The 12,169-nt window shown below is 71.4% G+C and carries 15 protein-coding genes; 6 read left to right on the top strand and 9 right to left on the bottom strand.

Translation table 11 applies throughout. From position 1 onward, the window contains the following. Nucleotides 1-36 precede the first annotated feature (36 nt). Nucleotides 37-276 (bottom strand): DUF397 domain-containing protein, encoded by a 240-nt coding sequence (locus tag OG385_RS18845; protein WP_266855854.1) that lies wholly within the window; start codon nt 274-276, stop codon nt 37-39. Beyond that, a complete protein-coding gene (locus OG385_RS18840) occupies nt 273-1,085 on the bottom strand; it encodes a helix-turn-helix transcriptional regulator (protein WP_266860988.1) in 813 nt (270 codons plus the stop codon). The genes OG385_RS18845 and OG385_RS18840 overlap by 4 nt, the downstream gene beginning before the upstream one ends. A 108-nt stretch (nt 1,086-1,193) precedes the next feature. Here OG385_RS18840 and OG385_RS18835 point away from each other — a divergent pair, with 108 nt between their 5' ends. Both OG385_RS18835 and OG385_RS18830 read left to right on the top strand, forming a co-directional pair. After that, nucleotides 1,194-1,601 carry a hypothetical protein gene (locus OG385_RS18835; protein WP_266855852.1) on the top strand — a complete coding sequence of 136 codons (408 nt, stop codon included), beginning with the start codon at nt 1,194-1,196 and terminating at the stop codon, nt 1,599-1,601. A gap of 44 nt (nt 1,602-1,645) precedes the next feature. Beyond that, on the top strand, nt 1,646-2,305 hold the full coding sequence (locus OG385_RS18830; protein WP_266855850.1) for a pyridoxal 5'-phosphate synthase: 660 nt from the start codon (nt 1,646-1,648) through the stop codon (nt 2,303-2,305). Here OG385_RS18830 and lepB read toward each other — a convergent pair. From lepB to OG385_RS18810, 4 genes are all read right to left on the bottom strand, one after another. Then, nucleotides 2,254-2,877, bottom strand: a complete 624-nt coding sequence (gene lepB / locus OG385_RS18825; protein WP_266855849.1) for a signal peptidase I — start codon at nt 2,875-2,877, stop codon at nt 2,254-2,256. The genes OG385_RS18830 and lepB overlap by 52 nt on opposite strands. Before the next feature lie 137 nt (nt 2,878-3,014). Next, entirely contained in the window at nt 3,015-3,602 is a 588-nt protein-coding gene (locus tag OG385_RS18820) for a GNAT family N-acetyltransferase (protein ID WP_266855847.1), read from the bottom strand. A 170-nt stretch (nt 3,603-3,772) separates the two neighbouring features. Then, nucleotides 3,773-4,717, bottom strand: coding sequence for an NADP-dependent oxidoreductase (locus OG385_RS18815; protein ID WP_266855845.1), 945 nt, complete (start codon nt 4,715-4,717; stop codon nt 3,773-3,775). Nucleotides 4,718-4,719: 2 nt separating this feature from the next. Further along, a complete protein-coding gene (locus OG385_RS18810) occupies nt 4,720-5,634 on the bottom strand; it encodes an alpha/beta hydrolase (protein ID WP_266855843.1) in 915 nt (304 codons plus the stop codon). A gap of 119 nt (nt 5,635-5,753) precedes the next feature. On the opposite strand from OG385_RS18810, the gene OG385_RS18805 reads away from it, so the two are divergent. Then, nucleotides 5,754-6,683, top strand: a complete 930-nt coding sequence (locus OG385_RS18805; protein ID WP_266855841.1) for a LysR family transcriptional regulator — start codon at nt 5,754-5,756, stop codon at nt 6,681-6,683. Nucleotides 6,684-6,690: 7 nt separating this feature from the next. Here the strand turns inward: OG385_RS18805 and OG385_RS18800 are convergent, their stop codons facing one another. After that, complete coding sequence (locus tag OG385_RS18800) at nt 6,691-7,137, bottom strand: Zn-ribbon domain-containing OB-fold protein (RefSeq protein WP_266855839.1); 447 nt, start codon at nt 7,135-7,137, stop codon at nt 6,691-6,693. Then, nucleotides 7,137-7,586 (bottom strand): DoxX family protein, encoded by a 450-nt coding sequence (locus OG385_RS18795; protein ID WP_266855837.1) that lies wholly within the window; start codon nt 7,584-7,586, stop codon nt 7,137-7,139. Before OG385_RS18795 ends, OG385_RS18800 begins: the two co-directional genes overlap by 1 nt. Nucleotides 7,587-7,744: 158 nt before the next feature. On the opposite strand from OG385_RS18795, the gene OG385_RS18790 reads away from it, so the two are divergent. After that, a complete protein-coding gene (locus tag OG385_RS18790) occupies nt 7,745-8,884 on the top strand; it encodes an NAD(P)/FAD-dependent oxidoreductase (protein ID WP_266855835.1) in 1,140 nt (379 codons plus the stop codon). 139 nt (nt 8,885-9,023) lie between these two features. Here the strand turns inward: OG385_RS18790 and OG385_RS18785 are convergent, their stop codons facing one another. Beyond that, nucleotides 9,024-9,653 (bottom strand): TetR/AcrR family transcriptional regulator, encoded by a 630-nt coding sequence (locus tag OG385_RS18785; protein WP_266855833.1) that lies wholly within the window; start codon nt 9,651-9,653, stop codon nt 9,024-9,026. 72 nt (nt 9,654-9,725) lie between these two features. Between OG385_RS18785 and OG385_RS18780 the strand changes: the two genes are divergently transcribed. Both OG385_RS18780 and OG385_RS18775 read left to right on the top strand, forming a co-directional pair. Then, entirely contained in the window at nt 9,726-10,388 is a 663-nt protein-coding gene (locus OG385_RS18780; protein ID WP_266855831.1) for an O-methyltransferase, read from the top strand. 236 nt (nt 10,389-10,624) lie between these two features. Further along, nucleotides 10,625-12,028, top strand: coding sequence for an MFS transporter (locus OG385_RS18775; RefSeq protein ID WP_266855829.1), 1,404 nt, complete (start codon nt 10,625-10,627; stop codon nt 12,026-12,028). The last annotated feature ends 141 nt before the right edge of the window (nt 12,029-12,169 follow it).

Here is a 12,169-nt window from a genome sequence, read left to right as displayed (position 1 = left end):
ACTGGGCGGCGCCCTACAACATGCGTGCGACGAGGGTCAGACCGGCAGTTGCTCCAGGAAGGTCGTCCAGGTGGCCGGGGCGACTGTGAAGGTCGGGCCCTCGGGGACCTTGGAGTCACGGATGTGGACGGCGCGGGGGTGGGCTGCCACCTCTACGCAGTTGCCACCCTCATTGCCGCTGTAGCTCGACTTGCGCCAGTCGTAGGAGACTTCGAGACAGGCGCCACCCTCGTTGTTGCTGTAGCTGCTCTTGAACCACGCGAGTTCGCTGCTCATAGCTGGTCCGCCATCCTTTCGATGAGTTCTGCGGACTCCCAGGGGGTGAGCGCCTGCGCCCGCAACATCCCGAAGCGGTCGATGAGCTGGTTGACCTGCTGCGGCTTGGAGATCAACGTACCTTCGCACTGCCCCTCTTCGTAGCCCCAGTTGCGACCGTCCGGAGTGCTCGCCAACGCGAACGCACCTTGCATCCCCGCGTGCGCAGTCCTCACCGTCGGCATCACCTGCACCATCAGATGATTCATCGTCTGCGTGCACTTCAGCAGATGCAGCATCTGGTTGCGCAGCACGGACTTCCCGCCGATGGGCCGTTGCAGCACCGACTCCTCGATGACGTACGCCACGATCGGCAGCGGGTCCCGGCTGAGTACCGCCTGCCGTTCCAGCCGCGCCTCGACGTGCTTCTGGATCTCCGCCTCCGAGAACTGCGGGACGCGCTCCTCGTACAGCGCCTGGATGTACTCCTCGGTCTGGAGCAGCCCCGGGAAGAACATGTTCTCGTACGCACTGACGCTGGAAGCGATCTTCTCCAGCCGCACCCACCCCACAAAAGTCCGCGGGTACTTCTCGTCCTCCATCAGCGGGATGCACGACTTGAGCGCGCCCCGCGCGTCCAGCACCCCGTCGGCGTCCTTGAGGAAACTGGTCGTCGGGATGCGCTCGCCCCGTTCGTACGCCCCGGCCAGCGACTCCGAGATGAGCAGCCGATCACCCATGTCCTGTCTCGTCAGGCCTGCCCGTGAGCGGAAGTTCCTGATCAGGTCCCCTACGTGCCGCCGTGCCGGTGACGGCTGCGCCGCGTTCACTTCGCTCGGCTTACTGGTTGCCACAAGATCGCCCTGCCTTTCCACATCGTCCCGATGTGCACCCCATTCCTCTGGTCACGCTACGCAATCATGCCGATGCTCGTAGGCATGACGACTGAAAACCTCCCCGATTGGGTACCGGCATCGGGCCACCAACTCCGTCTCACCGGAGTGCACTTCGATGCCATCCGCGTCCGAGGGGTGCGCGGCGAGGCCGTACTGCACCATCTCGCCACGCTCACCGACGGGCTGCCGGGGCCCGTCGTACGGGAGGTGGCCGGGGGGAGGTGGACGTACTTCCTGATCCCGCCGGGGGCGTCGCACGAGTTCGACTGGCCGCCGGGGGTGACCTGTTACGGGCCGTCCGCACGGGACCAGTACGTCGGGATTCCCGCGCCGGACGGCAACACGTATCCGCTGCACTGGCGCTGCGATCCGCCCGTGGAGGGCAAGTTCGTCGACCCGGAACTGCTGCATGCGGTGGTCACGGCGCAGCTCTGCCGCGAGCCGGAGTAGGCGTGGGGGCGGTGGGGGCCTGGACGCAGCCGACAATGGTCCGCATGGACGACTTCACCGAGTTCCTGCACACCCTGCGGGTCTGGGACCTGCCCGAACTGCCGGAGTTCGACCCGGACACCGCGCCCGCGGATCCCCTCCCCCTCTTCCGGGAGTGGCTGCGCTCCGCGGCGGCCGCCGGGCAGCCCGAGCCGCACGCCATGACGCTCGCCACCGCCGATGCCGCCGGGCGCCCCGACGTACGGACGCTGATGCTGCACGGCGCCGATGCGCGCGGCTGGCACTTCGCCTCGCACTCCGGGAGCGCCAAGGGCCGCCAGCTGGCCGGGCGTCCGGAGGCGGCGCTCGGGTTCTACTGGCCCGCGCAGGCTCGGCAGGTCCGGCTGCGCGGGCCGGTGACCGCCGCGCCCGCCGCCGAGGGGCAGGCCGATCTGCACGCCCGCTCGACCGGGGCGCTGGCGGCCGCGCTCACCGGGCGGATGAGTGAAGTGCTGGGTTCACTGGGCGAGCTGGAGGAGGCGTCGGCCGCCGCGTGGGAGCGTGCGCAGGCCGATCCGGAGGCACCCGTGCCGAGCTGGACGCGCTATGTGCTGGACCCGGACGAGGTGGAGTTCTTCCAGGGCGACACGCGCCGCCGTCATGTCCGGCTGCGCTACCGGCGTACGGAGAGCCGGGACTGGGCGCGTGAACTGCTCTGGCCGTAGGGCGTGAGCGCGGCCAGCCGGCGGCGGCGGACCACGCGGCCCGCCAGCCCGAACCCGGCGCCCGCCAGCGCCAGCAGCGTGCCGGCGAGGACGCTCACGGCGAGCAGCAGCGGCATCGCCGGGTTGTCGATGAGCCGCCCCCGGACCGCCTTCACCGGCAGGGTGCCCGACTGGACGGCCAGGAAGTTCCGGGAGTCCAGCGCGTCGGCGCGGTTGTCGCCGAGGGTGAACATCCGGCCGTGCGGCACGAGGACGTCGTACGCGTCCGACGCGCCCTCGTCACCGTCGTCGAGATACGGCTCGTCCAGCGGTTCGCCGTTGAGCACCAGCTGCTTCCCGTCGAAGACGAGGTGGTCGCCGCCGAGCGCGATGACGCGCTGGAGGGCATCGGCGCCGTCGTAGCGGTCCGGGGTGCGGTAGAGCACCACCTCACCGTGGTGCAGGCCGCCGCCGTCGCTCTTCTCGATGGCCACCCGGTCGCCCTTGGCGTACGCCGGGACCATCGAGTCGTCGTTCACGCTGACCGACTCGTACCCACGGAAACCCCAGAGGGCGCCGGCGGCCAGGAGCACGACGCCCAGACTGCCCAATACCCACCCAGTTACCGTCAGTCCACGCCCAGCGCCCATAGCGGACCTCCTTCGTCATCTTTTCCTGCGTACGAGCCCCCGGGTTCGTTACCCGACGGGCACGGGCTGCCGTCGTCCCGTCACCGTGGGGTGGGATCGGGACTGGGGTCGGGGTACGGGTCGGTGGCCAGCCGGGCGTGCTGATGGGCGTCACGGTAGGTGCCGGGCCGCTGGGCCCGGTGCATACCGTCGCGCCGGGTGCCCTCGTACGCGTAACCGCAGCGCTCCGCGACGCGGCAGGACGCGGTGTGGTCCACGGCATGGCGCAGCTCGATGCGGTGGATGCCCTCCTGCTCGAAGGCCCAGCGGGTGCAGAGCTCCACCGCGCGGGTGGCGATGCCCCGGCCGCGCAGTCCGGGCAGCACCCAGTAACCCACGGCCGCCTGGCACATGTGGCGGTTGATGCCGGAGAGTCCGACGCCGCCGACGATCTCGCCGTCCTCGGTGACGGCGTACTGGACCAGCTCCCCGCGCAGCCACCCGGCACTGCGGTTCCTGATCGTGGCGCGGGCGTCCGCCAGGTCGGTGACGGCCCTCAGCGGAGTGTTCCAGCGCAGATATTCGGGGTCGGTGACACCGCGCAGCAGCACCTCGGCGTCCGCCGCATCCCAGGGGCGCAGGCTCAGGCCGAGGCCGTGCACCTCCGGCTGGGTCCGTATGTCGGTCATGCGGCTATTCAACACGCGGGGGGGTCGGGGAGCTGCCGAGGGGGCGGCTCGGCGGTCGCGCTCAAGGGGTGGGCGCGGCGCCCGTTGACCCGCTGGGTGCGTCCGCGGGCGGGGCGCCGCATGGCGATCCGCCCGCTCCGCACGGCGGGACGGTCGGGCCGTCGGCCGGTTCAGCGCGCGGGGGCGGCGTCCGGGAGGAGGACGACCTTGCCCAACGGGTGGTCGTGTTCCAGGTGGGCGAAGGCCGCCCGGACCTCGACCAGCGGGTGGGTCCGGCTGATCGGCACCTCGATCCGGCCGGCCGCCGCCAGCTCGGCCAGCTCGGTCAGCACTGCCCGGTCGGTGCCCTCGGCACTGCCCTGCGACCGGGTGCCGAGCGCGGCGGCGGCACCGTGGTCGAGCGTGTTGACCCGGCGGGGCGGCACCCCCAGGGAGAGTGCGATCCGCGGGTAGTCGCCGCCGTGGAAGTCGAGGAAGGCGTGCGCGGTGCCGCCCGCGTCGCCTTCGACCGCCCGGCGGAGGCGTTCGGCGACCCCGCTCCCGTAGCCGACGAGGGCGGCGCCCTGGGACCCCAGCCAGTCCTGGTGCCGCGCGGAGGCGACCGCGACCACGTTCACCCGGCGCCGGCGCAGGAGTTGGACGGTGAGGGTGCCGACCCCGCCGGTGGCCCCGCTGACCACGACCGTCTCGCCGGCCCGAGGGGCGACCGCGGCGACCGCCGCTGATGCGGTACTGCCCGCGACGTAGAGGGCGCCTGCGGCGGCCCAGGGGAGCCCGTCGGGCTTGCGGACGAGCTGGTCCTCCGGGACGACGACGTACTCGGCGTGGCTGGACCGCTCCCAGGACCAGCCGATTACGGGGTCTCCGGGCACCCAGCCCGCAACCGCGGCCCCGGTCGCGGTGACGGTGCCGGCGAGGTCGCTGCCCTGTCCGGACGGGAAGGTCGCCGGGAACTGCCCGTGCAGGGCCCCGGTGCGGATCTTGGCCTCGCCCGGGTTGATCCCGGCGGCCCGCACCCGGACCAGGACGTCCTGCGGGCCGAGCGGGCGCGGTTCTACGTCCTCGACACCGAGTACGTCGATGTCTCCGTAGCGGTGGAAGCGTACGGCTTTCATGGTCAACCCTCCTGCTGGACATGGCTGTTGATGAGGCTGTTGATGAAGGCGGCGACGTGGTCCAGGGCCTGCGCGGCCTCGTCCACGGCCGGGGCGAAACCCTGGAAGACGTGCGGCGCCCCGGGGAAGGTCTGCAGGGTGACCGGGACGTCGGCGCGTGCGGCCCGCGCGGCCAGCCGCAGGGCGTCGTCGAGCAGGATTTCCCGGCCGCCGGCCTGGATCAGCAGCGGCGGCAGTCCGCGCAGATCGGCGTGGAGCGGGCTGGCCAGCGGGGTACGCGGATCCGCCCCGGCCAGGTAGTCGGCGGCCCGGGTCTCCAGGGCCCGGCGGGTGAGCGCCGGGTCCTCGTCGGCCCGGGTAGTCATGGTGGAACCGGACTGGGTGAGGTCCGTCCACGGGGACAGGACGGTCGCGGACGTCGGCTGCGGCAGCCCCGCGTCCCGGATCGCCAGCAGCAGGGCGAGAGCGAGACCGCCGCCGGCCGACTCGCCGGTGACGGCGACCGATCCGGCCGGGACGCCTCGGTCGAGCAGCGCACGGTAGGCGGCGAGGGCGTCGTCCACGGCAGCCGGGAAGGGGTGCTCGGGGGCGAGCCGGTAGTCGACGGAGAAGGTGTCGGCCGCGGTGCGCCGGGCGATCTCGGAGGCCAGGCCGACACTGGCGGCGGCCGAGCCGATCGCGTAGGCGCCGCCGTGGAAGTACAGCACGGTGCGGCCCGTCGGCTCGGCGGCGCCGGCGCGCACCTCCACGGCGGGCACCCCGCCCAGCTCGGTGGTCCGGGTGCGGACGTCGGCGGGCAGCGGCGCGCCGCCGAGCATCTCGTCGAAGACGCGGCGCATCTTCTCGACGTCGCCGCCCAGGTCCAGAGGCGAGTTCAGCAACAGGTCGGATACGGCGTCCAGCTGGCGGCGGGTCATGGGGGATTTCCGATCGGGTGCGGTGGGCGAGTTCGCGGGCGGTCCGCCCGGCGACGGGATCAACCCTCCGCCGCGTGTGATTATTTGTCTAATGCATCACAACTATCTAGGTTATCCACATGGCGCATATTGAACGGGTCGACCTCAATCTGCTCGCCCCGCTGGCCGCGCTGCTGGAGGAGCGGCATGTCTCGCACGCCGCCGAAGTCGCCGGGATGAGCCAGCCGGCGATGAGCCGGGCGCTGCAGCGGCTGCGGGACACGCTCGGCGACGAACTGCTGGTGCGCACGCCGCGCGGATACCGGCTCACCCCGCGGGCCGAGCGCGTCCAGCGCCAGCTGCGGGCGGTCCTGCCGCGGCTGGAGGGCCTGTTCGCCCCGGAGGAGTTCGACCCCGCGGAGGCCGCCGAGGCCTTCCGGGTTGCCGGGACGGACTACGCCCGGGTGTTCGCCCCCGCGGTCTTCCAGCGCGTCTTCCGGGAGTCGCCCCGCTCCACGGTGCACTTCCGCACCTGGCACGACGCCATCCACGAGGACCTCGACCGGGGCGTCGTCGACCTGATGTTCTACGCCAGGTCGGAGCCGGTCACCGCGCTGCACACCGAGCATCTCTTCGACGACCGGTTCATGTGTGTGCTCTCCGCCGACCACCCGCTGGCCGGGCGTCCGGAGATCGCTCTGGAGGAGTACCTGGACGCCACCCACGTGATCGTCGGCACCACCGACGAGCGCCAGACCGCGATCGAGGGGCGCCTGGAGGACTTCGGAACGCCCCGCCGGGCCGGACTGACCGTGCCCTACCACTCGCTGGCCGCGCTCTCGGTCCTGGGCACCCGGCTGATCCTCACGCTGCCCGCGCGGCTGCTCGCGGAGCAGCGCCCGGACCCCGGGATCCGGATCCTGCCCGCCCCCGAGGAGATCCGCCCGCTGCACTACCAGATGGCCTGGCACCCCCGGCTGGACGGCGACCTGGGACAGCGCTGGCTCCGGGACACCATCCGCGCCGTCACCGCTGAACTACCGGAGGTGTCCCCGGACTTCCGCCTGTGACCCGGCCCTAGGGCCTGTCGGCGCGGAACACCGGCACGCTGACTCCCGGGGTCAGTTCGCGGAACGTGACGCCGAGCGCCATCCCGATACGGAGCCCGTCCGCCGGGCAGTCGACGATCTCCGTCATCAGGCGCGGCCCTTCGGCCAGATCCACCACCGCCGCGACGTACGGGACACGCTTCCCGAAGGGCGGCAGGTCGTTCCGGTGCACCACCGACCAGGTGTAGAGCGTGGCCCGGCCGCTCGCCTGCTCCCAGGTGACGTCGTCGCTCCAGCAGTGCGGGCAGAACTCGCGCGGGTAGTGGTGCGGCTTTCCGCACCCGCCGCAGCGCCTGATCAGCAGCCGGCCCTCGGCGGCGGCCGCCCAGTAGGGCGCGGTGAAGGCATCCGGTTCCGGCAGATCGAACCTCGGGGATGCGGCAGGGGCAGCAGTGACGGGTGCGGGATCTGTCATCAGAAGAGTCCGATCGCGTGGTCGAGTGACCAGGTCTGCCAGGCCATCGCGCCGAAGGCGGCCAGGGAAATCAGCGCCATCATCGCGTTCTGCCCCTGCTCGGCCCAGTCGTGGATCATCAGCACGAAGTAGAGGAGGTTGAGCAGGAACCCGGCGACCAGCGCCACCGGGGTCAGAAATCCGACCACCAGGCCAAGACCGAGGGCGAGTTCGGCGTAGACGACGACATGGGCCATGAGCCGGGGCCGGGGCGCCACGAAGCGCTCGAAGCCGCGCTTCACCACCGGCCACTTGTGCTTGCCCGCCACGTCCGCCGCCCAGGTGATGCCCGTACCGCGCTCGAACCAGGCCTTCTTGTCCTTGTGGCGCCAGCTCTCCAGCCACCACAGGCCGAGTCCGATTCGGAGGACGGCGAGCCACTCGGCGCCACTGAGCCAGATCGAATGCATCGGGTCCCCTCGCTCGTTGCCCCATAGGTTTCTGACGGTACGTCAGTTCAGCGGATGGAAGCCACTGTGCGCAAGAGGTGTGCAGGCGTGATCAATTCGCAATCGCTTCTGGCCTTGACCGAGACCTATCAAGCGAACGGGCCATTACGCTCCGTTCCATGGACGACACGAAGGACGACCGGCCCGTCTACGTCATCGGTGCGGGACCGGGCGGACTGGCCGCTGCCGCCGCGCTGCGTGAGCGGGGCGTACGGGCCGTCATCCTGGAGAAGTCCAACGACGTCGGCACCTCCTGGCGCCACCACTACGACCGTCTGCATCTGCACACCACCCGGCGTCTCTCGGGGCTGCCGGGGCTGCCGATGCCGCGCTCCTTCGGGCGCTGGGTGTCGCGGGACAACGTCGTGCGGTATCTGGAGAAGTACGCGGAGTACCACGGCCTGGAGATCGTCACCGGGGTCGAGGTCACCCGGATCGCCCGCGCCGACGGCCCGGGTTGGCTGCTGCACGCGACCGGCGGGCGGGAGCTGACCGGCAGCGCGGTGGTCGTGGCCACGGGGTACAACCACACGCCCAGGCTGCCCGACTGGGCCGGTACGGACACCTTCCACGGGGACCTGGTGCACGCGGGCGCGTACCGCGACGCCTCGCCGTATGCGGGCCGGGACGTGCTCGTGGTCGGGGCCGGCAACACCGGCGCCGAGATAGCCGTCGACCTGGTCGAGGGCGGCGCCGGGCGGGTACGCATCGCCATCCGCACCGTCCCGCACATCATCCGGCGCTCCACCGCGGGCTGGCCCGCGCAGCGCACCGGCATCCTGGTCCGCAGACTGCCGACCCGGCTGGTGGACCGGGCCGGTGAGGCGCTGTGCAAGATCTCCGTGCCCGACCTCTCCGTGCAGGGCCTGCCGCGCCCCGACACGGGCCTCTACTCCCGGGTGCGCGAGGGCGCGATCCCCGTACAGGACGTGGGTCTGATCGACGCGGTCCGCACCGGCCGGGTCGAGCCGGTCGCGGCGGTGGACTCCTTCGACGACGGCAAGGTCGTCCTGGCCGACGGCACCCGGATCTCACCGGACGCGGTGATCGCGGCGACGGGGTACCGGCGGGCGCTGGAGCCGCTGGTGGGACACCTGGACGTCCTGGACGCGCGGGGCAAACCCGTGGTGCACGGCGGCCGAACCCCCGCACAGGCGCCCGGACTGTTCTTCACGGGCTTCACCAACCCCATCAGCGGGATGTTCCGCGAGCTGGCGATCGACGCACGCAAGATCGCCGCGGTCATCGCACGGCAGTGAGCAGTGTGCTGAGCACGGCAGCGAGCAGGGCAGTGAGCAGTGTGCTGAGCAGGGAAGCCAGCGGGGCGCTGACCGCGAGGGTGGACGCGGCGATCGCACGGAGCCACCGGCCGCCGCGCGCGGCGACCCCCCGGCGGCGTCAGCCCAGGCGGCTCACGAAGGACCGCACCAGCCGGTCGGTGAAGTCCCGGCCGATCGGCTCGCCCGTCACCAGCACCCGGTAGTAGAGCGGACCCACGATCTGGTCGGTCTCGGCCGCCACGTCCAGGTCCGCGGGCAGTTCTCCCCGCCGCACGGCACGCTCCAGCGGCAACTGGTCGCGGCGGCGCTGCTCGTCGAGGAACCTGGCCCGGAAGTCCTCGGCGAACGCCGGATCGTGCTGGGTCTGGGCCATCAGCGCCTTGAAGACGGCTCCGGGGTCCGACCCACTGAGGAACTGGCCCAGGCGGCCCAGGTGGTCGCTCAGGTCGCGCGCCACATCGCCGTGATCGGGCGAGGGCGGCTCCTCGGCCACGTCCTGCAGGAAGGCATCCATCAGGACGTCGGTCTTCGTGCTCCACCAGCGGTAGATGGTCTGCTTGGCGACACCGGCCCGCGCCGCGATGCCTTCCATCGTGACGCCCGTGAAGCCCTTCTCGGCGAGCAGATCGTCGGCCGCCTCCAGCACCGCGAACCGGGCGATTTCGCTGCGCCCGTGCCGGTTGCCGTGGTGCCGTCGGCCCGGCGCGCCGACGGCCCCTTCCTCAGCGGTTCCTGCCTCAGCTCCCATGGTGCCTCCCTCTGCCCCCAGGATAGTCAGCCGTTCTAGACTAAACGCAACGGTGCGTCTACTCTAAACGGCATGACCTTCACCCACACGCTCGCCGACCCCAGGGTCGAGACCGCACTCAGCCGGATGTTCGACCTCGCCGCGCTCGACGAAGCCACCTCGGCGCGCACCCGGGCCGAGCACCCCGACCGCCCCGAGCCGACGACACCGCAGGAACTCGCCGACGCCACCGCCGAGATCTACATGCCGATCTCCGCAGCGGGCGGCGAGTTGCTCTACAACCTGGTGCGGGCCACCCGGCCCGCCACCGTCGTGGAGTTCGGCATGTCCTTCGGCATCTCGACCCTGTATCTGGCCGCCGCCGTGCGGGACAACGGCGCCGGGCGCGTCGTCACCACGGAACTGAACAGGGACAAGGCGGCCGCGGCCCGTCGCACCTTCGCCGAGACCGGCCTGGACGATGTGATCACCGTGCTGGAGGGGGACGCCCGGGAGACACTCGGCAGCCTCGACGCCCCCGCGGACTTCGTCCTGCTCGACGGCTGGAAGGACCTGTGCCTGCCCGTACTGCGCCTGCTCGAACCGCACTTGGCGCCGGGCACACTCGTGGTCGCCGACGACGTGAACCTCAGCAGCCTGCGCCCGTACCTGGAGTACGTACGCACCCCGGCGAACGGCTACCGGAGCGTGCCCTTCCCCGTCGAGGACGGCATGGAGATCAGCTGCCGCCTCTGAGCACGACCCGCGTCACGATCTACGTCACGACGCGCGTCGCCACCCGAGTCACGACCACCTGAGTCCTCAGCCACGTGGCTCACGGTGCACACTGCCGTGGTCGGGGCCATGGCTCACCGCACGGAGTCACGGCTCACCGCACGGACTCACAGCTCACCGCACGGGCCGGGGGCCGGGGTTCTCCCCGAGCCGGAACCCCCGGCCCGGCGACCGTACCGAAGAGGGGGAGATCAAGGATGTGCGCAGCCTGCGGCATACCCACCCACCTGGCCGACGCTGAAGCGTTCGCGCCCGCCGAGGCGCAGCCCGCGACCCCGGCCACCGTCCCAACCACCACCCCACCCACCGGCCCTTCCGCCGGCGCTGCTCCAGAGACGTCCGGCGGCCCGCCCGTCGCCCCGCCGCCTCCGAGGTTCGCCGCGCTGCGCAATCGCGACTGCCGCCCGTACCTGTTCGGTGCGGCCCTGGCGATGATGGCCGACAACATCGAACACGTCATCACCTACTGGGTGTTGTGGCAGACGTTCCACTCCCCGGCCCTGACCGGCTTCCAGGTCATCAGCCACTGGGTGCCGTTCCTGCTGCTCTCGATGTGGTTCGGCTCCCTGGCGGACCGTTACGACTGCCGCCGCATCATCCAGGCCGCGCAGGTCCTGTTCATGGCCGTCTCCGTGACCTGGGGCGTCCTGTTCCTCACCGACTCGCTGCACATGTGGGAGGCGTGCGTCCTGCTCGTCCTGCACGGCCTTGCCGGGTCACTGTGGGGCCCCGGCGAGCAGCTGATGCTGCACGACTTCGTCGGACCGGCCGAACTGCCCAGCGCCGTACGCCTGAACGCCACCTTCCGCAGTCTGGGCGTCCTCTTCGGCCCCGTGGTCGGGTCCGCGCTGCTGCTGGGGCTCGGCCCCACGGCGGGTATTTTCGCCAACGTCGCCTTCTACCTGCCGCTGACGCTCTTCCTCTTCCGTACCCGGTTCACCGGCCACACCCGCGACCGCCACAGCAGGCCACGGGTGGGGGTGCTGGAGTCGCTGCGCGTCCTGCGGGAGATCGGTTCCAACCGCACCCTGGTCAGCATGATCATCCTGGGCGGCCTCGGCTCGTTCTTCGTCGGCTCCTCGCTCCAGTCCTCGATGCCGATCTTCGCCCATGACCTCGGCGCGGGCGGCGCCGGGACCGCGTACGGGGTCCTGCTGTTCGCCAACGGCGCGGGCGGGGTCGTCGGCGGCATCGTGCTGGAGGCCACCGGGTGGGTCAAACCGCATGTGCCCGCCGCCGTCATCAGTACGGCGATCTACGGCGTGACCAGCCTGTTCTTCGCCCTCACCACCAGCTATCCGCTGGCGCTCGGGCTGCTGCTCGTCGGCGGCGTCGCCAACCTCGCGTCGATGTCGATCGGCCAGACGGTCGTGCAGTTGCTCGCCCCCGCCGCCGACCGCGGCCGGGTCCTCGGGGTGTACGGGATGTCCGCCAACGGACTGCGCGCGGGCAGCGGTTTCACCGTCGGTCTGCTGGGCGCCGCCATCGGCGTCCACGCGTCCCTGGGGTTCAGCGCCACCGCTCTCTGCGTCGGCACCGTCCTGGCCGGCCTGCACGCCCTGCGCGGGCACCGGCGGGCGGCTCCGGCCGACGCCGGGTAGGCGAGAACCGGCCGACAGCGCCCTGCGGCGGTATCGGCCGGTGACGCGGTGGGAAGTGCCGTATCGCGAGTCTTTGCTTGCAGCAGTGTTCCTGACGGGCCGTCAGTTCAGTAATCTGACTAGGTGTCAGGTACTTCGGCC

Origin of the sequence: Streptomyces sp. NBC_01306 (assembly GCF_026340465.1) — a bacterium.
GTDB lineage: Bacteria > Actinomycetota > Actinomycetes > Streptomycetales > Streptomycetaceae > Streptomyces.
The sequence above is the reverse complement of the archived record's forward strand: the minus strand, read 5'-3'. Positions and strand labels throughout refer to the sequence as shown.

Bases quoted from the DNA above. Each gene is read 5' to 3' on its own strand.
- OG385_RS18845 (WP_266855854.1), bottom strand. From the start codon at position 276: ATGAGCAGCGAACTCGCGTGGTTCAAGAGCAGCTACAGCAACAACGAG.
- OG385_RS18835 (WP_266855852.1), top strand. From the start codon at position 1,194: ATGACGACTGAAAACCTCCCCGATTGGGTACCGGCATCGGGCCACCAA.
- OG385_RS18830 (WP_266855850.1), top strand. From the start codon at position 1,646: ATGGACGACTTCACCGAGTTCCTGCACACCCTGCGGGTCTGGGACCTG.
- OG385_RS18820 (WP_266855847.1), bottom strand. From the start codon at position 3,602: ATGACCGACATACGGACCCAGCCGGAGGTGCACGGCCTCGGCCTGAGC.
- OG385_RS18815 (WP_266855845.1), bottom strand. From the start codon at position 4,717: ATGAAAGCCGTACGCTTCCACCGCTACGGAGACATCGACGTACTCGGT.
- OG385_RS18810 (WP_266855843.1), bottom strand. From the start codon at position 5,634: ATGACCCGCCGCCAGCTGGACGCCGTATCCGACCTGTTGCTGAACTCG.
- OG385_RS18805 (WP_266855841.1), top strand. From the start codon at position 5,754: ATGGCGCATATTGAACGGGTCGACCTCAATCTGCTCGCCCCGCTGGCC.
- OG385_RS18800 (WP_266855839.1), bottom strand. From the start codon at position 7,137: ATGACAGATCCCGCACCCGTCACTGCTGCCCCTGCCGCATCCCCGAGG.
- OG385_RS18795 (WP_266855837.1), bottom strand. From the start codon at position 7,586: ATGCATTCGATCTGGCTCAGTGGCGCCGAGTGGCTCGCCGTCCTCCGA.
- OG385_RS18790 (WP_266855835.1), top strand. From the start codon at position 7,745: ATGGACGACACGAAGGACGACCGGCCCGTCTACGTCATCGGTGCGGGA.
- OG385_RS18785 (WP_266855833.1), bottom strand. From the start codon at position 9,653: ATGGGAGCTGAGGCAGGAACCGCTGAGGAAGGGGCCGTCGGCGCGCCG.
- OG385_RS18780 (WP_266855831.1), top strand. From the start codon at position 9,726: ATGACCTTCACCCACACGCTCGCCGACCCCAGGGTCGAGACCGCACTC.
- OG385_RS18775 (WP_266855829.1), top strand. From the start codon at position 10,625: ATGTGCGCAGCCTGCGGCATACCCACCCACCTGGCCGACGCTGAAGCG.